21 protein-coding genes and 1 pseudogene are annotated in these 24,559 nt (G+C 69.5%); 6 read left to right on the top strand and 16 right to left on the bottom strand.

The window, feature by feature from the left end; genetic code table 11:
* Window positions 1-95: pseudogene (locus MET9862_RS30785) on the bottom strand (YqgE/AlgH family protein); the annotation flags it as partial.
* On the opposite strand from MET9862_RS30785, the gene MET9862_RS21320 reads away from it, so the two are divergent.
* Window positions 94-1,044 carry a 5-oxoprolinase subunit C family protein gene (locus MET9862_RS21320; protein ID WP_142584871.1) on the top strand — a complete coding sequence of 317 codons (951 nt, stop codon included), beginning with the start codon at window positions 94-96 and terminating at the stop codon, window positions 1,042-1,044. The pseudogene MET9862_RS30785 and the gene MET9862_RS21320 overlap by 2 nt on opposite strands.
* Window positions 1,045-1,176: 132 nt before the next feature.
* Window positions 1,177-1,590: a VOC family protein gene (locus tag MET9862_RS21315; protein WP_142584870.1), complete on the top strand. Its 414-nt coding sequence runs from the start codon at window positions 1,177-1,179 to the stop codon at window positions 1,588-1,590.
* Between the two features lie 56 nt (window positions 1,591-1,646).
* Here MET9862_RS21315 and MET9862_RS21310 read toward each other — a convergent pair whose 3' ends face one another.
* The 6 genes from MET9862_RS21310 to MET9862_RS21285 all read right to left on the bottom strand — a co-directional run bounded on the left by MET9862_RS21310 (window position 1,647) and on the right by MET9862_RS21285 (window position 8,546).
* Window positions 1,647-2,603: a 2-hydroxyacid dehydrogenase gene (locus MET9862_RS21310; protein ID WP_142584869.1), complete on the bottom strand. Its 957-nt coding sequence runs from the start codon at window positions 2,601-2,603 to the stop codon at window positions 1,647-1,649.
* Window positions 2,600-4,225 carry an ABC transporter ATP-binding protein gene (locus tag MET9862_RS21305; protein ID WP_438616640.1) on the bottom strand — a complete coding sequence of 542 codons (1,626 nt, stop codon included), beginning with the start codon at window positions 4,223-4,225 and terminating at the stop codon, window positions 2,600-2,602. The genes MET9862_RS21310 and MET9862_RS21305 overlap by 4 nt, the downstream gene beginning before the upstream one ends.
* A 2-nt stretch (window positions 4,226-4,227) precedes the next feature.
* The gene (locus tag MET9862_RS21300; RefSeq protein WP_142584872.1) at window positions 4,228-5,043 is read right to left on the bottom strand and encodes an ABC transporter permease; all 816 of its coding nucleotides are present in this window, start codon (window positions 5,041-5,043) and stop codon (window positions 4,228-4,230) included.
* A gap of 77 nt (window positions 5,044-5,120) precedes the next feature.
* Window positions 5,121-6,092: an ABC transporter permease gene (locus MET9862_RS21295; RefSeq protein WP_142584867.1), complete on the bottom strand. Its 972-nt coding sequence runs from the start codon at window positions 6,090-6,092 to the stop codon at window positions 5,121-5,123.
* Window positions 6,093-6,102: 10 nt separating this feature from the next.
* Window positions 6,103-7,647 carry an ABC transporter substrate-binding protein gene (locus MET9862_RS21290; protein WP_142584866.1) on the bottom strand — a complete coding sequence of 515 codons (1,545 nt, stop codon included), beginning with the start codon at window positions 7,645-7,647 and terminating at the stop codon, window positions 6,103-6,105.
* Window positions 7,648-7,769: 122 nt separating this feature from the next.
* Window positions 7,770-8,546, bottom strand: a complete 777-nt coding sequence (locus tag MET9862_RS21285; protein ID WP_142584865.1) for a class II aldolase/adducin family protein — start codon at window positions 8,544-8,546, stop codon at window positions 7,770-7,772.
* Window positions 8,547-8,773: 227 nt separating this feature from the next.
* On the opposite strand from MET9862_RS21285, the gene MET9862_RS21280 reads away from it, so the two are divergent.
* Both MET9862_RS21280 and MET9862_RS21275 read left to right on the top strand, forming a co-directional pair.
* Window positions 8,774-9,469 (top strand): GntR family transcriptional regulator, encoded by a 696-nt coding sequence (locus tag MET9862_RS21280; protein WP_244612825.1) that lies wholly within the window; start codon window positions 8,774-8,776, stop codon window positions 9,467-9,469.
* Window positions 9,466-10,497 (top strand): histone deacetylase family protein, encoded by a 1,032-nt coding sequence (locus tag MET9862_RS21275; protein ID WP_142584863.1) that lies wholly within the window; start codon window positions 9,466-9,468, stop codon window positions 10,495-10,497. The genes MET9862_RS21280 and MET9862_RS21275 overlap by 4 nt, the downstream gene beginning before the upstream one ends.
* Window positions 10,498-10,701: 204 nt before the next feature.
* Here MET9862_RS21275 and MET9862_RS21270 read toward each other — a convergent pair whose 3' ends face one another.
* The 8 genes from MET9862_RS21270 to MET9862_RS21230 form a co-directional block, all read right to left on the bottom strand.
* On the bottom strand, window positions 10,702-11,823 hold the full coding sequence (locus MET9862_RS21270; RefSeq protein ID WP_142584862.1) for a protein-glutamate methylesterase/protein-glutamine glutaminase: 1,122 nt from the start codon (window positions 11,821-11,823) through the stop codon (window positions 10,702-10,704).
* A 12-nt stretch (window positions 11,824-11,835) separates the two neighbouring features.
* On the bottom strand, window positions 11,836-12,660 hold the full coding sequence (locus MET9862_RS21265) for a CheR family methyltransferase (protein WP_142584861.1): 825 nt from the start codon (window positions 12,658-12,660) through the stop codon (window positions 11,836-11,838).
* A 20-nt stretch (window positions 12,661-12,680) separates the two neighbouring features.
* Window positions 12,681-13,145, bottom strand: a complete 465-nt coding sequence (locus MET9862_RS21260; protein WP_142584860.1) for a chemotaxis protein CheW — start codon at window positions 13,143-13,145, stop codon at window positions 12,681-12,683.
* A gap of 104 nt (window positions 13,146-13,249) precedes the next feature.
* Complete coding sequence (locus MET9862_RS21255; RefSeq protein ID WP_142584859.1) at window positions 13,250-15,310, bottom strand: HAMP domain-containing methyl-accepting chemotaxis protein; 2,061 nt, start codon at window positions 15,308-15,310, stop codon at window positions 13,250-13,252.
* Between the two features lie 284 nt (window positions 15,311-15,594).
* A complete protein-coding gene (locus MET9862_RS21245) occupies window positions 15,595-17,772 on the bottom strand; it encodes a HAMP domain-containing methyl-accepting chemotaxis protein (RefSeq protein WP_142584857.1) in 2,178 nt (725 codons plus the stop codon).
* Between the two features lie 123 nt (window positions 17,773-17,895).
* Window positions 17,896-18,357 carry a chemotaxis protein CheW gene (locus MET9862_RS21240; RefSeq protein ID WP_142584856.1) on the bottom strand — a complete coding sequence of 154 codons (462 nt, stop codon included), beginning with the start codon at window positions 18,355-18,357 and terminating at the stop codon, window positions 17,896-17,898.
* Window positions 18,357-20,378, bottom strand: coding sequence for a chemotaxis protein CheA (locus MET9862_RS21235; RefSeq protein WP_142584855.1), 2,022 nt, complete (start codon window positions 20,376-20,378; stop codon window positions 18,357-18,359). Before MET9862_RS21235 ends, MET9862_RS21240 begins: the two co-directional genes overlap by 1 nt.
* Before the next feature lie 402 nt (window positions 20,379-20,780).
* Complete coding sequence (locus MET9862_RS21230) at window positions 20,781-21,899, bottom strand: methyl-accepting chemotaxis protein (RefSeq protein WP_142584854.1); 1,119 nt, start codon at window positions 21,897-21,899, stop codon at window positions 20,781-20,783.
* A 404-nt stretch (window positions 21,900-22,303) separates the two neighbouring features.
* On the opposite strand from MET9862_RS21230, the gene MET9862_RS21225 reads away from it, so the two are divergent.
* Both MET9862_RS21225 and MET9862_RS21220 read left to right on the top strand, forming a co-directional pair.
* Window positions 22,304-22,597: an STAS domain-containing protein gene (locus MET9862_RS21225; protein WP_142584853.1), complete on the top strand. Its 294-nt coding sequence runs from the start codon at window positions 22,304-22,306 to the stop codon at window positions 22,595-22,597.
* 99 nt (window positions 22,598-22,696) lie between these two features.
* The gene (locus MET9862_RS21220; protein ID WP_142584852.1) at window positions 22,697-23,062 is read left to right on the top strand and encodes a response regulator; all 366 of its coding nucleotides are present in this window, start codon (window positions 22,697-22,699) and stop codon (window positions 23,060-23,062) included.
* Window positions 23,063-23,773: 711 nt separating this feature from the next.
* Here the strand turns inward: MET9862_RS21220 and MET9862_RS21215 are convergent.
* Complete coding sequence (locus tag MET9862_RS21215) at window positions 23,774-24,112, bottom strand: P-II family nitrogen regulator (protein ID WP_142584851.1); 339 nt, start codon at window positions 24,110-24,112, stop codon at window positions 23,774-23,776.
* Window positions 24,113-24,559: the final 447 nt, after the last annotated feature.

Here is a 24,559-nt window from a genome sequence, read left to right as displayed (position 1 = left end):
ACGGAGCGGGCAAAACGCTCGTCCGCCATCCCCGGCATCGCCACGAGGAACTGGCCGTCGAGATAGGAGGGGTTGCCGGACGGAGGCATCTGCATGGCGGGTTCGGGCGCGATGGATCTCGACCTGCTGGCGCTGGCCAACGCGCTCGTCGGCAATCCCGGCGACACGGCGGCCATCGAGATCGCGATGCTGGGGCCGACCCTCGTCTGCGAGGCGGACCGGTGCCGCGTCGCCCTCGCGGGGGCGCCCTTCGTCCTCGGCCTGAACGGCCAGAGGCTCGACGCCTACACCGCCTGCGACCTGCGGCGCGGCGACCGCCTGACACTGGGGGCCCCTCGCGAGGGGATGCGCGCTTATCTCGCGGTCTCCGGCGGCTTCGCCCTGGCGCCGATGCTCGGCAGCCTGTCGACCCATACCCGCAGCCGCCTCGGCGGCCTCGACGGCACGGCGCTGAGGGCGGGCGACCGTCTGCCCCTTCTCGATCCGGCGCCCGCAGCCCAACCGCTGACGCTGCCCGCGCATCACAGACCCCGGTTCGGCGGCCCGATCCGAGTGGTGCTCGGCCCGCAGGCCGACAGCTTCACGGAAGCGGGACTCCGGACCTTTCTCACCGAGCCCTACACGCTCACGGCGCGGGCCGACCGGATGGGGTGCCACCTCGACGGTCCGGCGATCGCCCACGCGGACGGGTTCAACATCGTCTCGGACGGGATCGTGAACGGCAGCATCCAGGTGCCGGGTCACGGCCGTCCGCTGATCCTGCTCGCCGACCGCCACACCACGGGCGGCTATCCGAAGATCGCTACGGTGATCTCCGCCGATCTCGGTCGTCTCGCCCAGGTCCGGCCGGGCGAGGCCATCCGCTTCGAGGCCGTCTCTGTCGAGGCGGCGCAGGCGATCGCCCGCGAGGCCCGCCAAGCCGTGTCACGGCGATTGGCCGCGATGATCCCGGCGGGCGGGGGCAGCCTCGACAGCGCGTTCCTGCTGGCCTGCAACCTGATCGGCGGTGTCGTCTCGGCGGAGCCGCACGAGACCGCCCCTTAGAGCCGCGCCCGATCGCGTTGCGACGGGGCACGGCTCCAAGCCTTTGTTTTGACGCGCTCTCTTGCGCCGAACCGGTATCCCCTTCGGCGGAGAGCGCTCTAAGCGTCCACCCAAGCCCTACGAGGTCAACCGATGCTCACGCCGTTCCATCTCGCCTACCACGTCACCGACCTCGATGAGGCGCGCCGGTTCTACGGTGGTGTCCTCGGCTGCCGCGAGGGGCGCAGCACGGACACCTGGGTGGATTTCGATTTCTTCGGCCATCAGCTGTCGCTGCATCTCGGCACGCCCTTCGAGACCACCCGGACCGGCAAGGTCGGCGACCACAAGGTGATGATGCCGCATCTGGGCGTCGTGCTGCCGCTCGACGCCTGGGAGGCGCTCGCCGCCCGCATCGAGGCTGCCGGCATCGCCTTCGATATTCCGCCGGTCGTGCGCTTCGCGGGCGAGCCGGGCGAGCAGCGGACGATGTTCTTCTTCGATCCGAGCGGCAATCCGATCGAGATCAAGGGCTTCAGGGACCTCGAAGCCGTCTTCGCGCACTGAGGTCAGGCCCCGATCGCGTCGCGATCGGGGCCGGCTCCTTCGGCGGGGAGCGCTCGTCAGTAGCCGCGGGCGGTGTCGACGGTGTCGGGCGGCCGGCGGCCGGAGCGGACGGCCTCGGCTGTGGCGCGAAGGGTCCGGGCGATGGCCCGCTCGCTCGCGTGGCAGGCCTCGTGGGGCGTGACGAAGACCGCCGGGTGCTCCCAGAAGGCGTGCGTCTCCGGCAAGGGCTCGGTGGCGAACACGTCGAGGGCCGCGCCCGAGAGGTGCCCGGAGTCCAGCGCTCCGAGCAGGTCGGCCTCGACCAGATGCTCGCCACGCCCGACCTGGACCAGATAGGCCCCGCGCGGCAGCTGGCGGAGGAAGGCCGCATCGATGAGGCCGCGCGTCTCCCGGGTGAGGGGGAGCAGGTTGATCAGGACCTCGGTCCCGGCGAGCATGGCACGGAGGCCGTCCGGGCCGTGGTGATGGGTGACGCCTCCGGGGCCGTCCTCCCGCGGTGTCCGGCTCCAGGCCGATACGGGAAAGCCCAGCGCCATGAGATCGGTTGCCACCCGCTGCCCGATCTTTCCGTAGCCGAGCAGGCCGACCGGGACCGCGGCCGGCTCGGGCGGGGCGAGATAGCGCCAGCGCCGGGCACGCTGGTTGGCGGCGTAGGTGCGGAAGCGGCGCTGGTGGCCGATGACGTGCCAGAGCACGAAGCCCGACATCGCCCGCGCCTGATCGGGATCGACCACGCGCACCACCGGAAGGTCCGGCCGCAGGCTCGGGCAGGTGACGAGGCTGTCGACGCCCGCGCCGACCGAGCAGAGGGCGGCGAGGTTCGGGTAGCGGGTCAGTGCGTCGTCCGCGGGCTGCCAGGCCAGGGCGAGCTGCACCGTCTCCGGTGACTCCGTCGGATCGTCGACGAAGGCGATCACGTCGGAGACCGCGTCGAGCGCGGCGGGACAGAGGGCGCGCAGGTCGAAGGTCGCGCTGAGGAGAACGCAGCGCAGGGGCGGCATCGGGTGGGTCACGCGGCGTCGCGGGCGCGGCCGGGCACCGCGGCGAGCAGATCGCGGGTGTAGGGGTGCTCGGGGTTCGCGAAGAGCTCTGCCGCCGTCTTCAACTCGACGATCTCGCCCCGGCGCATCACCGCGATCCGGTCGCAGATCTGGGCCGCGACCCGCAGGTCGTGGGTGATGAACAGCATCGAGAGGCCGAACCGGGCCTTGAGATCCTCGAGCAATGTCAGGACCTGGGCCTGGACCGAGACGTCGAGGGCGGAGACCGCCTCGTCGGCCACCAGCACCTCGGGCTCGAGGGCGAGCGCCCGGGCGATGCCGATGCGCTGGCGCTGTCCGCCCGAAAATTCGTGCGGGAAGCGTTCGAGGGCACGCGCGTCGAGGCCGACGAGGGCGAGAAGCCGGACGGCCCGCTCCATCGCGTCGAAGCGCGAGACGCCGTGGGCGACCGGCCCGTCGGTGATGATCTGCCCGACGGTGCGACGGGGATTGAGCGAGGCGAAGGGGTCCTGGAACACCATCTGGATGCGGCTGCGGGCCTGCCGCAGCCCCTCCCCGTTCAGCCGGGTGAGATCGGTGTCGCCGAGGCGCACGGTGCCGAGGTCGGGCTCGATCAGCCGCATCACGAGGCGCGCGACCGAGGACTTGCCCGAGCCGGATTCGCCCACGAGGCCGAGGGTCTCGCCGCGGCGGAGCGCGAAGGAGACGTCGCGCGCCGCGGCCACCGTCCGGGGCGCGCGCCACCAGCCGCCACCGGTGACGTAGGTCTTGCTCAGGCCGGCCACCTCGATGGTCTTCGGTCCGTCGGGAGCGGGCCGGGCCGGCGGGTTCATGGCCGGCACGGCGGCCAGCAGCGCCTGCGTGTAGGCCTCGCGCGGGGCGCCGAGCACGGCGGCGGCCGGCCCCTCCTCGACGACCCGGCCCTGGCGCAGGACCAGCACGCGGTCGGCGATGTCGGTGACGACGCCGAAATCGTGGGTGATGAACAGGACCGCCATGTTGCGCCGGCGCTGGAGGTCGCGGATCAGCTTCAGGATCTGCGCCTGCGTGGTCACGTCGAGGGCGGTGGTCGGCTCGTCGGCGACGAGGATCGCGGGCTCCAGCGCCAGCGCCATGGCGATCATCGCGCGCTGGCGCTGGCCGCCCGAGAGCTGGTGGGGATAGGCGCGCACGATGCCCTCGGGATCGGGCAGGCCGACCTCGCGGGCGAGGGCCACGGCCCGGGCCCGGCGCTCCCGCGGGGTGAGCAGGCCGTGCGCCTCGAACATCTCCGCCATCTGGTCGCCGATGCGCATCAGCGGGTTGAGCGCGGTCATCGGCTCTTGGAACACCATGGCGATGCGCCGGCCCCGGGTGTCGCGCCAGCCGGCCGCGTCCTGTGCCAGGAGATCGGTCTGTCCGAGGCGGATGCTGCCGCCCGCGACCGTCACGGCCTTCGGGAGCAGGCCCATCAGGGCATGGGCGCACATCGACTTGCCGGAGCCCGACTCGCCGACGAGGCAGAGGATCTCGCCGGCCAGCAGGTCGAAGGACACGCCGTCGACGGCGTTCGGCCGGTCGCCGCCGTGCGGCAGGGCGAGGCGCAGGTCGCGGACGGCGACGGCCACGCCGGGCGGGGTGAGGGCTTGATCCACGGTCAGCGCTCCCGGGACAGGCGCGGGTTGAGGGCGTCGTTGAGGCCTTCGCCGATCAGGTTGAGGGCGAGCACGGTGAGGAGGATCGCCAGCCCGGGAAAGGCGGTGATCCACCAGGCCTGCCGGATCACGGTGCGGCCGGCCCCCACCATGAAGCCCCAGGACATCCGGTTCGGGTCGCCGAGGCCGAGGAAGGAGAGGGAGGATTCGAGCAGGATCGCGGTCGCCACCATCAGCGAGGCCAGCACCACGATCGGCGACAGGGTGTTGGGCAGGACCTCCCGGCGCAGGATGGTGAAGGTGGTCTGGCCGGTGACGACCGCCGCCTGCACGTATTCGCGCGAGCGCAGCGACAGCACCTCGCCCCGCACCAGCCGCGTCACCGGAGGCCAGCTCACCAGGGCGATGGCGAGGATCATCGAGCCGAGCGAGGGCTGCAGGATCGCCACCAGCACGATGGCCAGCGCGAAGCTCGGCACCGTCTGGAACAGCTCGGTGAAGCGCATCAGCGCGTCGTCCACCCGGCCGCCGAGATAGCCGGCGAGGGCACCCAGCGGCACGCCGATCAGCAGGGCGGCGAGCGTCGAGACGAGGCCGACGAGGAGGGAGACGCCGGCCCCGTGCATCAGGCCGGCGGCGATGTCGCGCCCGAGGGCGTCGGTGCCGAGCGGGACCCGGTCCAGGGTGAAGGGCGGGATGAAGGGCCGCTGCACCATCCGCCAGGGCGAGGCCGGATAGAGCACGGGCGCAAGCAGGGCCGCGCCGATCGCGCCGGCGAGGATGACGAGGCCCAGCACCGCGCCCGGATGGCGCAGGATCGCGGCGAGGGGGCTGCGGCGGCGCGCCGGGGCGGGCGGGGCGGCGGGGGGCGAGTCGGTCATGGCAATGGCGCGGCTCATCGGGCGACCTCGATGCGCGGGTCGACCGCGCGGTAGACCACGTCCGTGACGAGGTTGAAGATCAGGACCATGGCGGAGGAGACGACGAAGACGCCGAGCAGCAGGTTGTAGTCGCGCTGGAGCAGGGCGTCGTACATGAGCCGTCCGATCCCGGGCCAGGCGAAGACGGTCTCGGTGAGGACGGCGCCCCCCACGAGCGTCCCGGCCTGGAGACCGGCCAGGGTGACCACCGGCAGGAGGGCGTTGCGCAGGATGTGGCGGCGCTGGATCACGCCCTCGGTCAGGCCCTTGGCCCGGGCCGTCTTCACGAAGTCGAGGCGGGAAACCTCCAGCATCGAGGCCCGGGTCATCCGGACATAGACCGCCATGAAGAACAGGCCGAGGGTCAGGGCCGGCAGGACGAGGTGCTGTGCGATATCGGCGGCCCGGGCGAGGCCGGTATAGCCGGCGCCCACCGTCTCGAAGCCGAAGCTCGGCAGCCATTCGAGCCGCACGGAGAACAGGATGATCGCCATCAGGGACACCCAGAACAGCGGCGTGGCGTAGAACAGCAGCGCGAGGCCGGTGATCGCGGTGTCGGCGAGGCTGCCGGCCCGGCGGGCGGCGAGCGCGCCGAGCAGGACGCCGAGCGCGATCGAGATCAGGAAGGCGCAGCCGGTGAGCAGGAGCGTCGCCGGCAGGCGCTCGCCGATCAGCGTCGCCACCGGCATCTGCTGGCGGACGGAATAGCCGAGATCGAGGGTGGCGATGCTGCCCAGATAGGCGGCGAGCTGGCCCGGCAGCGACTGGTCGAGAGCGAACTTCGTCCGGAGCTGTGCCACGAAGATCTCGTCGGTCGCCCCGGCCTCGCCCGCCATCACCACGGCGGGATCGCCCGGGGCGAGGCGGATCAGGAAGAAGTTCAGGACGACGATGGCGGCGAGGACGAGGACGCCCTTGGCCAGCCGTTGCGCGATGAAGCCCGCCATGCCCGCCTCCTCAGCGCTCGATCCAGGCGTCGCGGAACCCGTCGTTCACGCCGATGCTGGTGGTGATGAGATCGTGGACCTTGCAGCGGGTCAGGGTCGGGAATTCCAGCTCCAGGAGCCAGGCGAGCGGGGCGTCCTCGATCAGGGTGGTCTGGACGGCGTCGTAGGCGGCCTGGCGCTTGGCCACGTCGACCGTCGCTGCGCCTTCCGCGAACCCCGCATCGACCGCCGGGTTCGCGTAGCCCTCGACGTTGTTGAACGGCGAGCCCTTGACGATCTGCGACGAGACGTAGTTGCGCGCGACGCCGAGCGCCGGGTCGCCGTACTGGAACACGTAGGTGAAGGCGAGGTCGTAGTCCCAGTCGGAGGTCTTCTGGTTCCAGCCGGCCACGTCCGTGGAGACGAGCTCGGTCTTGATGCCGACATCCTCCAGGTTCTGCTTCACGGCCTCCGCCCAGCGCTGCCAAGTCTCGCCGTAGGGCATCGGCAGCAGTCGGACGGTCTCACCCTTGTAGCCGGATTCCTTGAGCAGGGCCTTGGCCTTGGCCGGATCGTAGGAATACTTGGCGAGCTTGGGGTTGAAGAAGCGCGTCGAGGAGGCGATCGGCCCGATCGCCGGCTTGCCGAGGCCGTTCCAGATCACGTCCTTCGCGAAGTCGCGGTCGAGGGCGTAGGAGACCGCCTGACGGAAGGCCTTGTTGGCGGTCGGGCCCTTGCGGTTGTTGAGCCAGAGCCAGGAAATCGGGGCGAAGTATTCCCAGCCCTTCTTGGTGGAGCAGACCCCCTTGGCCTGTGACAGGCGCGGGATGTCGAAATTCTCGACCGAGCCGCCCGGCAGGATGTCGACCTTGCCCGTCTCGAAGGCGACCGCGCGGGCGGCCGCATCGGGGATGACGTGCCAGTAGACCTCGTCGAGATAGGGCTTTCCGGCGACGTGGTAGTTCGGATTCTTGACCAGGCGGATGTAGGAGCCCTTCTTCCACTCCTTGAACATGTACGGCCCGGTGCCGATCGGCGTGTTGTTGGCCGGGTTGGTCTTGTAGTCGGTGCCGGCATAGATGTGCTTCGGCACCATCGGCAGGGAGCCGACCTCGAAGATGCCGAGGAAGGGGCCGAACGGCTCGGACAGGGTGAAGACCACGGTATGGGCGTCGGGTGCCGTCACGCCCGTCACCTTCGCGAGATTGCCGCGGGCGCGCGGATGGGTCTGGCGCAGGAACTCCACCGAGAAGATCACGTCCTCCGCGGTGAACGGCTTGCCGTCGTGCCAGGTGGCGTTGGCGGCGAGGTTGAAGGTGTAGGTCCGGCCGTCCTCGCTCACGCTCCAGCGCTCGGCGAGACCGGGCAGCGGCTTGAGGGCGAAGTCGTAGCGCAGCAGGCCCTCGTAGATGTTGCCCGCCACCGTCTGCGCCGGCGCGTTCTGGACGAGGCCGAGCATGAGGCCCGGCGGCTCGGGCTGGATCACCACGTTGGCGACGCCGCCGGGCGTCTGGGCCGGAGCGGTGCCGGCGAAGGCGAGGGTGAGGGCGACGCCCGTCAGGATCGTCTTGAACATCGAAGGTCCTCGTCTGCTGTCTCGCGGCGGGGGCCGTCTCCGTCAGGCGCGCGACGGCGTTCGGCTGAGGTTCGAGGCCCGCGGCCGGCCGCGGGCGGAAAGGGAGGGGACCCGAGGCCCCGTCAGGTGCGGTAATCGGGGTCGCTGCGCTCCAGCATCCGCTTGAAGGCGTCCCACTCGGCATCGGTGCCGGCGGCCTCGATCTTGTCGTAGAGCCGGGCGTACTGGCCGGCGGTCTTGGCGGCCACGGCGGCGGACGGGCGGATCATCGGGGCGCCGGCGGATTGCAGGGCGAGCTGGGCGCGGCAGGAGCGCTCCAGATTGTGCATCAGCTTGAACGCCTCCGCGACGGAGCGGCCGCAGGTCAGCATGCCGTGGTTCTGCAGCACCATCACGGACTTGTCGCCGAGATCGGCCACCAGCCGGGCCCGCTCGTCGAGATCGAGGGCGATGCCCTCGTAAGGGTGGTAGGCGAGGCGGCCCGCGAACTGCATCGACCATTGATTGAGGGGCAGCAGCCCTTCCTCCTGGCAGGAGACGGCCACGCCCGCCACGGTATGGGTGTGCAGCACGCAGAGCGCGTCCTCGCGGGCGGCGTGGATGGCGCTGTGGATCGTGAAGCCGGCCGGGTTGATGCCGAGCCCGCAGGGATCGTCCACGACGCGTCCGTCGAGATCCACCGTGACGAGGTTGCCGGCCTTCACCTCCTCGAAGCGCAGGCCATAAGGGTTGATCAGGAAGCGGTGCTCCGGGCCGGGCAGGCGGGCCGAGATATGGGTGTAGATGCTGTCGTCGAGGCCGAGCCGGTGGATCAGGCGGTAGGCCGCCGCGAGATCGACGCGGATGCGCTGCACGATCTCCTCCGTCGCGGCGGTGCTTGTCGGAGCATTGACGGCCATCTTCTGTCCTCACAGATCGCAGGAGAATTCCGGACGCACGGCGCAATGCTCAGTCAAGCGCGCGCTCCGGCGGACGAGATCAGTCCTCGTGAATCGAGAACGACGCGATGCTTCGTTCCGGCATGTCCCTACCGTGACGCGGCAGCGCGCCGGGATCAAGCCAAAACTGTCGACAATCGACGCATAAAAGTTGCACACTGTCCGGGTGGAGGTGCCCGATGCGTGTGATGTCCCAGCCCGTGGGCCTGCCGGAGGTGGTCGAGAGCGATCTCGTGCGTCAGGTCGCGCGCAGCCTCACCGCAGCGATCGTACAAGGGCGGCTGGCGCCCGGCGCCAAGGTGTCCGAGGCGGCCGTTGCCCGCGAACTCGGCATCAGCCGCGCGCCGGTGCGCGAGGCGGCGCGCCTCCTGGAGAACCAGGGCCTGCTGCGCTCTTCGCCACGCCGCGGCTTCTTCGTGCGCGAACTCTCGGCGGCCGATGTCGACGAACTCTACGACCTGCGGATCTGCGTCGAGCGCCACGCCGCGGTCGCGGCCTCCCGCCGACTGACACCGGAGACCCGTGCCGCCCTGCGCCGCCAGCTCGACCTGATGGACGCGCTCGCCCGCGAGGACGATCCGGCCACCAGCGTCGAGGCCGACTACCAGTTCCACCGCATGATCTGCGAGGCCGCCGGCAACGGCCGCCTGCTGCGCCTGTTCGACGGTCTCGCCTCGGAGCTGCGCATCGTCATCGGGCTGATCGGGCGCCTGTACGACGATCCGATGAAGCTCGCGCGCGCCCATGTGCCGCTGCTGGAGGCGATCGAGGCCGGCCGGCCGGACGCGATCCTGGCGGAGGTCGACCACCATCTCGGCGTCGCCCGGCGCGAGGTCGGCCTCCTCGTGCAGAGCCTTTCCCCCGCGAAGCCGGATGTCTCATGAAGGCCGTCCATTCCGACGACACCCGCCATCACGATCCGAAATTCTACCTGCTGCGCGGGACGGTTCGGCCGGCTGCCGAGCAGCCGGAACGCGCCACGCGTCTGCTCGCGGGCCTGGCGGCCGGCGGCCACGCGGTGGTGCCGGCCGAGAGCTTCGGCCACGGGCCGCGCGCCCGGGTGCACAGCCCCGACTATCTCGCCTTCCTGGCCGAGGCCTGGGAGCTGTGGTCGGCCATGCCCGATTCGGGGCCGGAACTCGTCGCCAACATCCATCCGGTCCGGGACGTGACCACCGCCTATCCGAGCCACATCATCGGCCGGCTCGGCTGGCACACGGTCGATACCTCCTGCCCGATCGGGCCCGGCACCTATCGGGCGGCCTGCGCGGCGACCGATGTCGCCGCCACCGCGGCCCAGCTCGTCCTCGACGGCGAGGACGCGGTCTACGCCCTCTGCCGTCCGCCGGGGCACCACGCCTATCGCGACCGGGCCGGCGGCCATTGCTTCTTCAACAACAGCGCCGTGGCGGCCACGCAGCTGCGCGCCCGGCATGGCCGTGTCGCGATCCTCGACGTCGACGTCCATCACGGCAACGGCACGCAGGGCATCTTCTACGGCGATCCCGACGTGCTGACGGTGTCGATCCATGCCGACCCAGCCAGCTTCTATCCCTTCCTGTGGGGCCATGCCCACGAGCGCGGGGAGGGGGCAGGGTTCGGCGCCAACCTGAACCTGCCGCTGCCGCTCGGCACCCGCGACGACGGTTATCTCGCGGTCCTCGAAGGGGCGGCCTCGCGGATGATCCGGGCCTTCGTGCCGGGCGCGCTGGTGGTGGCGCTCGGCCTCGACGCGTCGGAGCACGATCCGCTCGGGGGCCTCGCCGTGAGCACGGAGGGCTTCCGCCGAATCGGCGCCGCCCTTGCCCGCCTCGGGCTGCCGACCGTCTTCGTGCAGGAGGGCGGCTACCTGTCGGACCATCTCGGCCCGAATCTCAATGCCGTCCTCTCCGGCTTCCAGGCGGCGCGCTAGGGCGGACCTCGCCTGGTGTGGCAGAGCCTCCGATCGGGTTGGGCCCGATCGGCACCACCCGGTCATCCGGGGCCGTCGGAGCGCTCCGGGCGGTCCGGATCGGCCTCGCCCGCGGCCCTGCCGAGACCGGCGGCGCGCCGGCCTCCGCGACGTCGCGATCCGGACGCTCAGCCTGCGTCGCCGGCCTCGTGGCGGCAGACGCCCTCAGCGATCCAACCCGGGATCCGTGTTCGGAGCGGCCCGCAGGCCCTGAGCCGCGCCGAAGCGCAGGATCTCCGCGTGGATCCGCTCGAGAGGGACGATCCGAACCGCGGCGCCGCGGTCGATCGCCTCTTTCGGCATGCCGAAGACGATGCAGCTTTCCTCGTTCTGGGCCAGCGTCAGCGCGCCGGCCTTGCGCATCTCCAGAAGGCCGGCGGCGCCGTCGTCGCCCATGCCCGTCATCAGGACGCCGAGGGCGTTGCCTCCCGCGCACTGGGCGGCGGAGCGGAACAGCACGTCGACGGAAGGGCGGTGGCGCGAGACGAGCGGCCCGTCCTTGACGGCGACGGTGTAGCGGCCGCCGCTGCGCTGGAGCAGCAGGTGTCGTCCGCCGGGCGCGATCAGCGCCTGCCCCGGCCGCACCGCATCGCCGTCTTCGGCCTCCTTCACGGCGATCGCGCAGAGCCCGTCCAGCCGCTTGGCGAAGGCGGCGGTGAAGCGCTCCGGCATGTGCTGCACGATGACGATGCCGGGGCATTGCGCCGGCAGCGCCTCCAGCACGTCGCGAAGGGCCTCGGTGCCGCCGGTCGAGGCACCGAGGCAGATGATCCGGCTGGTCTCGGCCACCGCGCGGCCGGGCAGCGGCGGTGGCATCACCGCGTCGGCGGTGAGCTTGGCCTCGACCGTGCGGCTGGGCGCCCGGCGGGGACGCAGGCGGGCTCGGGCGGCGGCGCGGACGGCGTCGCAGAACCGGATCGACGATTCCGTCAGGAACTGGCGCGTGTCGATCCGGGGCTTGGGCAGGACCTCGACGGCGCCCGCCTCCAGCACCTCGAACAGCATCCGCGATCCGGCTTCCGTCAGGGTCGAGCAGATGATCACCGGGATCGGCCGCTGCGCCATGATCTTGCGCAGGAAGGTCAGCCCATCCATGCGCGGCATCTCGAGGTCGAGGATGATGACATCGGGCACCTCCTCCTGGATGCGCCGGGCGGCGATGAAGGGATCGGCCGCGGTGCCGAGCACGGCGATGTCGGGGGCCGAGGCGAGAATGCCGGCGAGCGTCTGCCGGACGGAGGCGGAATCGTCGACGATGAGGACGCGGATCGGGGCGGCCTGATTCAACGGAGCGGTTCCCTACCTGCGGAAGACGGTCGACGAGACCTGCGACAGACCCTGCACGCCGGTCCCGGCCATGGATTCGGAATGACCGACCACGAGGAAGCCCCCAGGACGCAGATGGCTGGCGAGGCGTTCGAGGACGGCTTTCTGGGTCGGCTTGTCGAAATAGATCAGGACGTTGCGGCAGAAGATGACGTCGACGTCGGAATCGACCGGATACTGCGCGTCCATCAGATTGAGACGCTGGAACCGCGTGCGGGCGCGCAGCTCCGGCACGATCCGACCCTCCTTCCGCGCCGGATCGCGAGCCCGCATGACATAGCGCCGGCGGAGATGGGCCGGCACCGCGGCCAGCATCTCGTCGGCATAGATCCCCTCCGCGGCGACGCGCAGCACCTCCGTCGAGATGTCGGTGCCGAGGATCGCATAGCTGAAGCCGGCACCCGCCGCGATCATGTCCTGGAGCACCATGGCGAGGGTGTAGGCCTCCGCGCCGGTCGAGGCCGCCGCGCTCCAGATCTTCAGCAGGGGCCGGCCGCGCGCGGCGACGAGCTGGGGCACGATCTCGTTCCGCAGGAGGTCGAAATGCGCCGGCTCACGGAAGAAGTCGGTCTTGTTCGTGGTCACGCAATCGACGAGGTGGACGTATTCCTCCGCGAGATGCCCCTCCTCGAACAGGTGGCGGCCGTACGCGTCCAGGCTGTCGAAGTCGAGGGCGCGCATGCGCTTGCGCAGCCGCCCCTCCAGCATGGTGCGCTTGGCTGGCGGAAGCTGGATCCCGACCCGGCTCTGGATCAGCTCGACAACGGACCGGAAATGGCGGTCACTGAGTTGTGGCACGGCGGGCGTCCCGGTGCGCGTCAGGCTGCTGCGAGCAGGGCCGGGTCGTCGCCCGACATCAGCGCCACGAGGTCGAACACCACCACGAAGGCCTCGCCCTTGCGCCCGATGCCCCCGATGTAGTGCGAGCGCCAGCGCCCCCCGACATCGGGGGCGTCCTCCATCTCGGCCCGATCGAGTTCCGTGACCTCGAAGACCCGGTCCGCCACGAAGCCGACCCGCATCGGCCGGTTGGGCATCGGGATGTTCAGGAGGATGATGCGGGTCGCGGCGGTCGGTTCGGCGGGCGGCAGCCCGAGCTTCGTGCGCAGGTCGACGACCGGATAGCTCTGGCCGCGCACGTCGATCATCCCGGCGAGGAAGCTCGGCGCCTGCGGCAGCGCAGCGGGCTTCCTGTAGTCGAGGATCTCGTGGACGTTCTCGATGTCGATCCCGAAGGTCTCCTGATCAAGGCCGAGGGTCAGATACTGCCACACACTCGACATTCCGGTTTTCCCATCTGTTTGCGGCCCTGAGGCAGGCCCGGTCGGGGAAGAGGAGGCCGGCCCGCGCGGCCGAAGCGGACCTGCGCGGGCCGGCCGGTATCGCGTCAGGCGACGCGGGTGAACTCGGCGTCGCGGGCATCGCCCTCGCCGAGATCGAGGGCAAAGCCCCCACCCGCCGCCGCACGGGCCGGCTTCGCCCGCACGGCCGGCGAACGCACCGGGGCCGGGGCCGCCATCCGCGCCGCCGTCGCCCGCAGCCGCGTCACCGCCTGATCCACACCCGCCGAAGCCGCGTCCGCCGCGTCGATCCGGAAATAGGCGATCGTGGCCTGGAGCCGCTCGGCCTGGGTCGCCAGCTCCTCGGACGTCGCCGAGACCTGCTCGGAGGCGCTGGCGTTCTGCTGGGTCACCTTGTCGAGCTGCTGGATCGCCTGGTTGATCTGGCCCGAGCCGATGTCCTGCTCGCGGCAGGCCGCCGAGATCTCTTCCACCAGCGCGGCCGTCTTCTTGATGTCGGGAACGAGCCGCCCGAGCATGTCGCCGGCGGCCTGCGCGGCCTTGACCGTGTCGGTCGAGAGCGTGCCGATCTCGGCGGCGGCGGCTTGCGAGCGCTCGGCCAGCTTGCGCACCTCGGAGGCGACGACGGCAAAGCCGCGGCCGTGCTCGCCGGCCCGGGCCGCCTCGACGGCGGCGTTGAGGGCGAGCAGGTCGGTCTGGCGGGCGATCTCCTGCACGATGGTGATCTTCTGGGCGATGGTCTGCATGGCCTCGACGGCCCGGCCGACGGCGGCGCCGCTGGCCTCGGCGTCGAGGGCGGACTGGCGGGCGATGGCCTCGGTCTGGCCGGCATTCTCGGCGTTCTGCTTCACGTTGGCTGCCATCTCCTCCATGGAGGCGGAGGCTTCCTCGGTGGAGGCGGCCTGCTCGGTCGAGCCCTGCGACAGCTGCTCGGCCGAGCTCGACAGCTCCTGCGAGCCCGACGAGACGTTCCCGGCGGCCTGCAGCACTTGGCCGACGACATCACGCAGCTTGACGGTCATGGTTTGGATCGCGCGAAGCAGGTCCGCTACCTCGTCGCGTCCCTTCACCACAATCTCCTGGGTCAGATCGCCCGCAGCCACGCTCTGCGCAACGGAGACGGCCTTCGACAGGCCGCGGGAAATCGAAAGGGCCATCCAGAGCGCCATCAGGGTGCCGAGGATCACCGCGCCGACCACCACCGCGATCATGACGGTGCGCGTCGACTCGTAGGCCACCTGCGTGTCACGGACGAAGCCCTGCGCCACGCTTTCCTCGTAGGAACGCAGCTGTGCCACATCCTCAAGGACCGCCCGGCGGGCATCGGTGAAAGGTCCGATGTAATAGCTGAGCGCTTTGGCATCGGCTTTGGCGGCACTGATGGCAAAAACCTTCTCGGCCAGCGACCACCAGGTTCTCATGGCGGCGGCGAGGGAATTGGCTCCCTCCGCAAAGCCGCCGGCCCGTCCGGCCTCGGCGACGTTGACGAGATCGCGTTCGAGCGCCTTCCTGACCTCGCCGAAGTCGGCGTTCAGCTTGGTCAGCAGGGTGTCGTCGTTGATCACGATCCCACGGTAGAGATCACCACGCAGGCGATACATCTTGAGAGCGATGGCCTCGACCAAGCGGCGATCTTGGGTCGACAGGTCGGAGCGAGCCTGAAGATCGTCGAGCCGCGCGATGGCTGCCGTGAAAGCCATCAGCTGCTCACCAGTCGCGATGCCGATCGCACTGTTGTTGCCGTTCTGGATGGCCAGCTCCAGGCCCTTTGTCTCGCTATCGACAAGCTTGGCCCAGTTGTCGCGCAGGGATTGAATTCGGGTGCGCTCCTCCGGCGGCATGAGGTCGGTATATTCCTTCAGGGTCGCCTGGAACTTGGCATCGTTGGCCTTGAAGTCGCCGAAGAGCTTCTCGCGGGCGCTCCGCGTAGGCTCGAGCATCGTGCGCGCGAACATCCGCGCGGCGTCGAAGGCCATCGCTTCGAACCGCAGGACGCGCTGGACCTGGGCGAAGGGGCGGGCGGCGAAGGCCTGCATCCGATCGTTGGACGCGCTGAGGCTCGCGATCGCGAAATAGCCGGCTCCGCCTAGCAGGAGCAGGATCAGCCCAAAGGCGATTCCTAGTTTGGCTTTGATCGTGAAGCGCATGTTGCCCCCAAACGAGATGAGTATCTGCCAGTCGGACGTCATTGGACTTTGGCGTCACGCTATCTTGCAGTCTTGTTGCTGCAATTGAGCGGCTTTATTTTGGTGTTTTCGGAGTGAATGATGAGTTTCTTCTTGATGTGATTGGATGGTGCTGAAGTTTTCGGCTTTGCCAGAACAGGCTCCGTATCAACAAGCCGGCCCGGCGTTTGAGAAAATCCCAAATTCGCCATCCCGAAAGGATCGACCGGATTGTATGACCGGCCCCGCGCGGGGCCGGTCTCGCGTCAGGCGACGCGGGTGAACTCGGCGTCGCGGGCGTCGCCCTCGCCGAGATCGAGGGCAAAGCCTCCGCCCGCCGCCGCACGGGCCGGCTTCGCCCGCACGGCCGGCGAACGCACCGGGGCCGGGGCCGCCATCCGCGCCGCCGTCGCCCGCAGCCGCGTCACCGCCTGATCCACACCCGCCGAAGCCGCGTCCGCCGCGTCGATCCGGAAATAGGCGATCGTCGCCTGGAGCCGCTCGGCCTGGGTCGCCAGCTCCTCGGACGTCGCCGAGACCTGCTCGGAGGCGCTGGCGTTCTGCTGGGTCACCTTGTCGAGCTGCTGGATCGCCTGGTTGATCTGGCCCGAGCCGATGTCCTGCTCGCGGCAGGCCGCCGAGATCTCTTCCACCAGCGCGGCCGTCTTCTTGATGTCGGGAACGAGCCGCCCGAGCATGTCGCCGGCGGCCTGGGCCGCCTTGACCGTGTCGGTCGAGAGCGTGCCGATCTCGGCGGCGGCGGCCTGCGAGCGCTCGGCCAGCTTGCGCACCTCGGAGGCGACGACGGCAAAGCCGCGGCCGTGCTCGCCGGCCCGGGCCGCCTCGACGGCGGCGTTGAGGGCGAGCAGGTCGGTCTGGCGGGCGATCTCCTGCACGATGGTGATCTTCTGGGCGATGGTCTGCATGGCCTCGACGGCCCGGCCGACGGCGGCGCCGCTGGCCTCGGCGTCGAGGGCGGACTGGCGGGCGATGGCCTCGGTCTGGCCGGCATTCTCGGCGTTCTGCTTCACGTTGGCGGCCATCTCCTCCATGGAGGCGGAGGCTTCCTCGGTGGAGGCGGCCTGCTCGGTCGAGCCCTGCGACAGCTGCTCGGCCGAGCTCGACAGCTCCTGCGAGCCCGACGAAACGTTCCCGGCCGCCGCGCTCGCCTCGGCCACCACGCCGCGGAGCTTGGTCAGCATCGTCTCCAGGGCGAGGCCCATCGTGTCCTTGTCGGAGAGCGGCTTGGCCTGGACCGTGAGGTCGCCGGAGGCGATCGCATTGGCGAGACCGGCCGTCGCGTTGAGGTTCTGGGTCATGCGGTTCATGGCCGCCACGAGATCACCGATCTCGTCCTGCGAGGTCACCGTGACCGTCTGGCTCAGGTCGCCCTGGGCGACGGCATCGGCGAGCGCCACGGTGCGGGAGAGGCCGCGCGCGATCGACAGGGCGAGCCAGGTGGCGATGGCGGCGCCGAGCAGCAGCGCTCCGGCGACGACCGCGATCAGGATCCTCTGTCCCTGGGCCGTCTCGGCTTCTGCCCGGGCTTGGGCTTCGCTCATGCGCCGGCCCTGGGACTCGGCCAGCGCTTCGAAGGCCCGGATCATGGCGGTGGTCGCACCGGAATACTCGCCCGCGGTCATCGTGGCGGCCCGGGCCGTGGCGGCGGTCTCGACGATCGCGACCACCTTCTGGAAGGCGGTCGTCCAAGCCTCGTGCTTCTGCCGCAGGGTATCTGCCTGGATGCCGTTCTCGGCGAGCTGCCGCAGGAGGTCGTTCAGGGAGCCGGCAAGCTCTTCGCGCAGCTTCCTTGCCGTGGCGGACCGCTCCTCGACGATGGCGACGTTCATCGTGCCGGTGGCGGACAGGAGCTGGGCCCAGGCCCGCTCGAAGCGGAGCTGGAACAGCGCCGTGCTCCGAAGCAGCGCTTCGCCGTGTCCGCTCGTCTTGACGTCGAGCAGCTCCTCAAGCTCCGCGCGCAGCGCCAGCGTCGCGGGGCGCGCCACCTTGTTGATCTCGGCCCAGCCTCTGGCATTGGAGTTCTGGCGCGCGAATTCGAGGATCTGCGCACCGATGGCCCGCTGCTTGTCGTACTTGTCGGTGAGATCCGCGAGGAGCTGCTTGTCCTCGTCCACGGTGATGAGCGGCTTGGCCTTGGCCAGAAGATCCAGGGCGCCGGCGGTGTTCGTCGCGGCACGCTTGATGAAATCGGCGATCGCAGCCTCGTCCGAGGCGATGACCGCGGCGCGCAGGTTGGACACGCTGCGGATGGCCTGGGCCTTGCCGTCCAGTGTCAGGCTCTGGGCTTCGGCACGCCCCGTGACGAACCGCATCGCCTCGTCGGCCGCCAGCAGCTTCTGGTAGCCGACCCCGCCCGCCGTGGCGGCCAGCAGGAGGACCGCACCGAAGCCCCCTGCAAGCTTAGCCTTGATTGAGACACGCATGATTGGAGATTTCCCCTCTGACTCGGGCGCCTTCTGCCTGAGTGGATGCCGGTTCGGCGACAGAGAGTGCGCCAAACCAAAGATTGAGAGCCGTTCCTGATTGCAGCGCGATCGGATCCAGCTCTAAATCAGGATCTGTTCGACATCTGGCACGATGACAAAGTCATCGTCGCGCTTGACGATGAAGCGGATGTATTCCGGCCGCCACGAGGCGCCGATCTTCGGAACCGGCTGCTTCTGGTCGAGATGGATCTCGGTCACCTCGAACACTCTGTCGGCGACCAGGGCGACCACGACGGGATCGCCGTCGATCACGACCTCGATCACCACGAAGCGGGTATCCGGCGTCGTCACGGCCGGCTTCATGCCGAAACGCTCGCGGATATCGGCCAGGGGCACCACGTTGCCGCGCACGTTGACGATGCGGTCGAGATGCGCCCGTGCGCCCGCCACGTGGGTCGCCGGGATCGGATCGATGATCTCGCGCACCATGCCGGCATCGAGGGCGAAGGTCTCGGAGCCGATGCGCAGCATCACGACCTGGAGGGTGCCGTCCGCCCGGACGGTCTCGGCGGCGTCGGACATCAGGCGACCTCCTGGAACTCGCGGACCGGGTCCGCGCGGCCGCCCGTCACGAGCTGGCCGACATCGATGATGAGGGCGGCGGTGCCGTCGCCCAGGATCGTCGCGCCGGAGAAGGTCGCGACGTCGGCCTGCAGCTTCGACAGCGACTTGATCACCGTCTGGTGGTTGCCGATGATCTGGTCGACCACGAGCCCGACCCGCGCCTCGCCGACCGAGACGACGATCACCTTCTGGTGCGGATCGGGTGCGCCGGCGGCGCCGAAGAGCTGGCGCAACCGCAGGAACGGCACGAGTTCGCCGCGGATGCTGAGGAAATCCCGGCCGCGCTCGCTGCGCTCGCTCTCGGGCAGCTCGACGCATTCCTCCACCGCGGAGAGCGGCACGACGTAACGCGTCTCGCCGACCCGGATCAGCAGGCCCTCGATGATCGCCAGGGTCAGCGGCAGGCGCAGCGCGACCGTGGTTCCGGCCCCCGGCTCGGTCGTAATGTCGATCGTGCCGCGGAGGGACTCGATGGTCTTCTTCACCACATCCATGCCGACGCCCCGTCCCGACAAGGCGGAGATCTCCTGGGCGGTCGAGAAGCCCGGCGCGAACAGGAACTGGTAGATCTGCTGGTCGGTGAGCACGGTGCCCGGCTGGACGAGGCCCTTCTCCTCCGCCTTGGCCCGGATGCGGGCGGCGTCGAGACCGGCTCCGTCATCGCGCACGCTCACCAGGACCTGCGCGCCGACATGCTCGGCGGTGAGTGCGATGCGCCCGGTCGCGGCCTTGGCCGCGGCGGCGCGGCGGGACGGCTCCTCGATGCCGTGATCGATCGCGTTGCGGATCAGGTGGACGAGCGGGTCGGCGAGGCGCTCGATCATGGTCTTGTCGAGCTCGGTCTCCTCGCCCTCGGTGACGAAGACGACGGGCTTTCCGAGGTCGCGCGAGAGGTCATGCACGAGGCGCCGGAAGCGGCCGAACAGGGTTCCGATCGGCACCATGCGGATGCCGATCGTGGTATCGCGCAGCCGCGCGGACAGGCGCTCGATCTCCTCCGAGATCGCCGTGATGGCGGGATCCTCCTGCAGGCCGGCGAGCTGGCTGAGGCGGGCCTGTGCGATCACGAGCTCACCGACTCGGTCCATCAGCTCGTCGAGGCGCTGGGCCTCGACACGGACCGTGGTGGCTGCCCGCTCGTCCGACCGTCGCGGCGGCGCCCGCTGCGCATCGGGTGCGGGCAGCGGGACCGGGGTGGTCGGGACGGGGGGAACCGCTGGAGCCTCGACGGGCGTCGCGACCGTCGCTGCGGCGGGCGGCGGGGCGGCGGTCGCGTCGAGGGGGGCCAGGCGGAAGGTCATCTCGTCGCGAACGAACAGGAAGACATCCTCGATGGCCTCCCGGCTTGCCGGCGCGGCGAGCGTGACGTCCCAGCCGATCGCCAGCGTTTCCGGGTCGAGCGCGTCGAGATCCGGCAGGTCGTCGAGACGCGGCGTCACGGTGCAGGGGCCGAGATCGCGCAGGTCGTCGAGCAGAGCGAGCGGGTTGGTGCCGTTGCGCAGGATGTCGGGATCGAAGGCGAGACCGATCTGCCAGCCGGCGGCCTCGGCGGGGGCAGCCTCGATTGCGGTGGTCTCCGCTGAGGCGGCTGCCGCGGGGCGACCCGGCCCGGTGATCAGACGCTCCAACTCCGCCAGGATCGCCTCTCCGATCACGGGTGCGGTGGCGTCGGGATCTTCGATCAGCGTGCGGATGAAGTCCTTGGCCGCGAGCGACACGTTCACGAGATCGACGCTCGCCGGGACCTCGCCGCGGCGCACCCGGTCGAACGCGGTCTCGAAATCATGGGTGAAGGCGGCGACCCGGTCGAAGCCGAACATCGCTCCCGACCCTTTGATCGTGTGGAGCGCGCGGAAGGCCGTATCGATCAGCCCTCTGTCGTCGGGCTTGTCGCCGAGGTCCAGCAGCGTGGTCTCGAGGCAGGCCAGGAGGTCGGCGGCCTCGGAGCGGAACACTTCCGTGGGGTCGAGAGCAGTCATTCCAAGTACCGGATCCGTGGGTGCAGGACGCGTGTCCCGACGCAGGCCGGGCGCGATTGTTCATGACGAATTCGGACGCGGATGTGTGGTATTCGTCCGACCGACCATGGCGCAATGCAACGCTCGACCGGAATCAAGTCTCAGCACGGCGGGCTAATTTTCGATGAACGGACCAAATTGTACAATGAACTAAGACTCAAATTCTGGTGGTATAAATAGAGAAGGACAGTGTTATACGGTAATCATTTGATGCAAGGATCACAGGATTCTGAGGCGGTCCATCCCGGCTCGCTTGGGCGCGGCGCCGGTCCGGATGGGTTGCGGGGCGGAAGCTCAGTGTGGGGGTGCGCTTTGGCCCCCACCTCTGCTCATTCCTGCGCGGGAAAGCCGCTCGGCGAGGTCTCAGAACAGGTCGATGCCGGCGAGCGGATCCGGGGCCGCATCCGCAGGCTTCGCGAGGAGCCGGCCCAGCAGAGCCGCGCCCAGGCGCTCGCGCACCTCGCCGAGCGTGCAACGGTCGATCATGGCCTCGATCCAGGCCGTGTCGTGCCCGCTTCCCGCGGCCGGACCGGCTCCGCCACCCGTCCTCGTCTCCAGGGCGCGCAGTTCCGCGCTGGCGGCGCCCAGCACGATCTCGAGGTTCTGCAGGCGCTGCTTGGCGAGATCCTGGAACTGCATCGCCACGATCGCCGCCGACACGTCGTCGGTGATCGCCTGGGTGGTCTCCGCCGTCTGCCGCAGCACTCCGGCGAAACGGGAATTCTGCTCCAGCAGCGCCTGCATCACCATCCGGACCCGGGCCTCCGCGTTGCGGCTCTCGTCCGACATGTCGATGGCGGCGATCTCGCGCACCAGACCGTGACTGCTGCGCAGGCCCGTCGCGATCGAACCGATCTGCTTGCGGATCACCTCGGAGAGCCCGTTGATCGATGCGGCGAGTGCCCGCACCTCGTCGGCGACGACGGCGAAGGCGCGCCCCGCATCGCCGGCGCGGGCGGCCTCGATCTTGGCATTGAGCGCCAGCAGGTTCGTCTGCCGGTTGATCGTCTCGATCGCCGCGACGCTGCCTTCGACGCCCGCAAGATCCGTCATCACCCCGTCGAGGGTGTGTAGCATCGTGCCTCCGTTCGCCGACATCGCCGTGATCTTGTCGATCAGCGCGCGCAGCGTCTCCCCGAGCCCCGACGCGACATCGGACAACTGGCGTGTCTCGCCATCGATCTCGACCGCCTGGATCGAGGAGACGAGGCCGCCGATGATCTCGGACTGGTCGCGCGTCGTGGCGGCGATGTTCTGGAAGCGCGCGGACAGGCCATGGACGCTGGCCTCGGACTCTGCGGAGATGAGGCCGAGTTCGCCGATAAGGGCGTCGAGCAGCGCACGTTGCTGTCCGGACAGGCCGAGCCAATCCTGAAGCCGGTCGGCCGCGGTGCGCGCCCCACCGGATCCCCAGTCCCGGTCGGCCGGGTCGGCCGAGTCGAGCGCCTGAACCGGGCTGTCATAGGCCATTTCCAGAGACATCGTCCGGCTTTCCTGCACCCGTGATGCGCGATCCGCAGACGCGCATCCCCGCGCGTCCGGGACCGTATGATCCAGTACGGTCGACCTGCCGGGAGGCGCCTGCGGAGGGTGAAGGCTCAACAGGCCCGGAACCGACACTGGAGGTGTCGACCTGACGGAACGATTATTACGCCGACCGTAAAGATTTCATCCGTCTCGAAAAGCAATCGTCGATTGTATCGCGCAAAAATACGCCTTCTGGTCATATTCAAAGTGCGGCGGCTGCGGGCAATCCACAGCCATATAGGCTCATGAAGGGCAGATATCCGGCAATCGGCCGCGCATTTACGGACGCTTCAGCGTGGTCCATCCAATTGCAGGTCTGCAAAGCTCCTTCCGGGGCGTCCCAATGATCAGGGCCCGTCATGTCCGGTCCAACTGTCCTCCGGCTCCCCGCCGACTGCACCCTCAGAGCGATCAAGCCGCTGCACGCGGATCTGTCCGCCGCCCTTGCGGGCGCGGATGTCATTGCCCTTGATTGCGCGCAGGTCGAGCGGGTCGACATTGCCTTCGTTCAACTCGTCCTCGCCGCCGGTCGGACGGCGGGCCGGCGCGGCAAGCACCTCGGCCTCGCCAGTCTCGTCGCGCCGGTCGAGACAGCCTTCCGGAGGGCGGGCGGGACCATCCCGCTCGCGGCTCATCAGGCGTGCTGCGCCTGACGGGATCGCGCTCCGATCCGCTCTGAACCCTCTCTGCCACGGGCTTCGGTCAGGCCGTCATGGATCTCGGCCGAAGCGCAGCCGAACGGACCCGCAAGCATGGCTACCATCCTCACAGTGGACGACTCGCCCAGTATTCGACAGATGATCAAGGTCGTTCTCGGCCCGGCCGGCCATTCGGTGATCGAGGCTGGCGACGGAGCCGAGGGTCTCGCGAAGGCGGGCGCCAACGCCGTCGATCTGATCATCACCGATCTCAACATGCCGGTGATGAACGGACTGGAGATGATCGTGAAGGTCCGTGGTCTGCCCGCTTGCATGGGCGTACCGATCATCTTTCTCAGTACGGAGTCGGATGAGGGCATCAAGCAGAAGGCAAAGGCGGCTGGTGCGACAGGCTGGATCACCAAGCCCTTCAAGCCCGAGCAGCTGCTTGCCGTGGTCTCCAAACTGGCCCGCGCCTGAGCTTTGAGCCGCTTCGCGTTTCGCGAAGCGGCTCACCTCAATCAACCGGCCCGGATGGGAGTCTCGCCATCAGTCCCTTCGGATATGTCCGGGCACCCATCATAGGCCCTTCGGCGGGATGCCCGCCTGCGTGGCCGATGGGGATGGCGAGACCGTCCCTGATCAGGATGAGCGCAACCTTGTCGTGGCGCGCGGCGTGAGAGAGCGAGGACCTGTCCCGATCGCGCGATGGCGATAGGGCCTTCGAAGGGGCGTCACGGTCGCCCGCAGACAGAGGGCTTCGGCTGCTTCGCAGGTTCGGCGTCGCGGTGGGGTTTTGAGCTGTCCGGGGAGGCGGGCTCGGCGGCCGGGCCGGGACGCGATCAACGGCATGAGCGACAGGCCTACGCCGCTTATGCGGCATCGAGAGCCCGGGTGCGACCCCTGGGTGAAGGCGCACCCCCAGGCCGGGGTCGCCGGCTTCGCCGCGTCGCCATCCGCGCCAAGCGTCGTGTCGATTGCTCGTGCCTTCGCGACACGCGCCTGCGCCCGACGAGCACAGGCAAAACAGTTGCGTCCCTGACTTCGAGGTCTTTGAGCGGGCGCGGTTCTCGGGACCAGCTGCCGCGGCAGCGTGACGAATGTGCGGACCCGTGGAGCCGGATCACACGAACGGTTCGGACCGGAGGATGATCGCAGCGGATTCGACGCGCGCCGGCGCCCGGAGGTGCGTCAGATGGCGTCCGCGCCGGTCTCGCCGGTGCGGATGCGGATCGCCTCCTCGATGGTGGAGACGAAGATCTTGCCGTCGCCGATGCGGCCGGTCTGGGCCGACTTGCGGATCGCCTCGACGGCGCCCTCGACGAGGTTGTCGGACAGCACGATCTCGAGCTTCACCTTGGGCAGGAAGTCGACCACGTATTCGGCGCCCCGGTAGAGCTCCGTGTGCCCCTTCTGGCGGCCGAATCCCTTCGCCTCGATGACGGTGATGCCCTGCAGGCCGACTTCCTGCAGCGCCTCCTTCACCTCGTCGAGCTTGAAGGGCTTGATGATCGCTTCGATCTTCTTCATCCGGAAAGGGCCTGACTTGCACCGTGCCGTGACGGATTTCTAACACCGCGCCATCGCCTTCGCCACGCCGATTTCCGGATGGTGCGGGGAAAACGGCCTATCGAATGGGCGCCTCCCGCACAAGCTTTCGGCAGGCGGTCCGTTGTGGCCTGTTTTCGCGGCAAGTGCTGGGTGGCGGGCAGGCAGGCTGTCGGGATCGGCGGGGATATCGATGACGGGTGCACGGCTGCTGACGGTCGAGGCGATGCGGCGGGTGGATGCGGCGGCGATCGCGGCCGGGACGCCCGGCCTGACGCTGATGGAGCGCGCCGGCGCCGCGGTGGCCGCCCGCGCCCGCGCGCGCCTCGCGCGGTCGGAAGAGCGTCGGGGAGGGGAAGAGGGTAGATCTCGGGGGGCGCCGTATCATTAAAAAAAAAAAAAAAGGGTGTAGTGAGGAGGGAGGCGGAG

The organism is Methylobacterium symbioticum, from assembly GCF_902141845.1.
Classification (GTDB): domain Bacteria; phylum Pseudomonadota; class Alphaproteobacteria; order Rhizobiales; family Beijerinckiaceae; genus Methylobacterium; species Methylobacterium symbioticum.
This window is presented reverse-complemented; position numbering and strand designations above follow the sequence as displayed.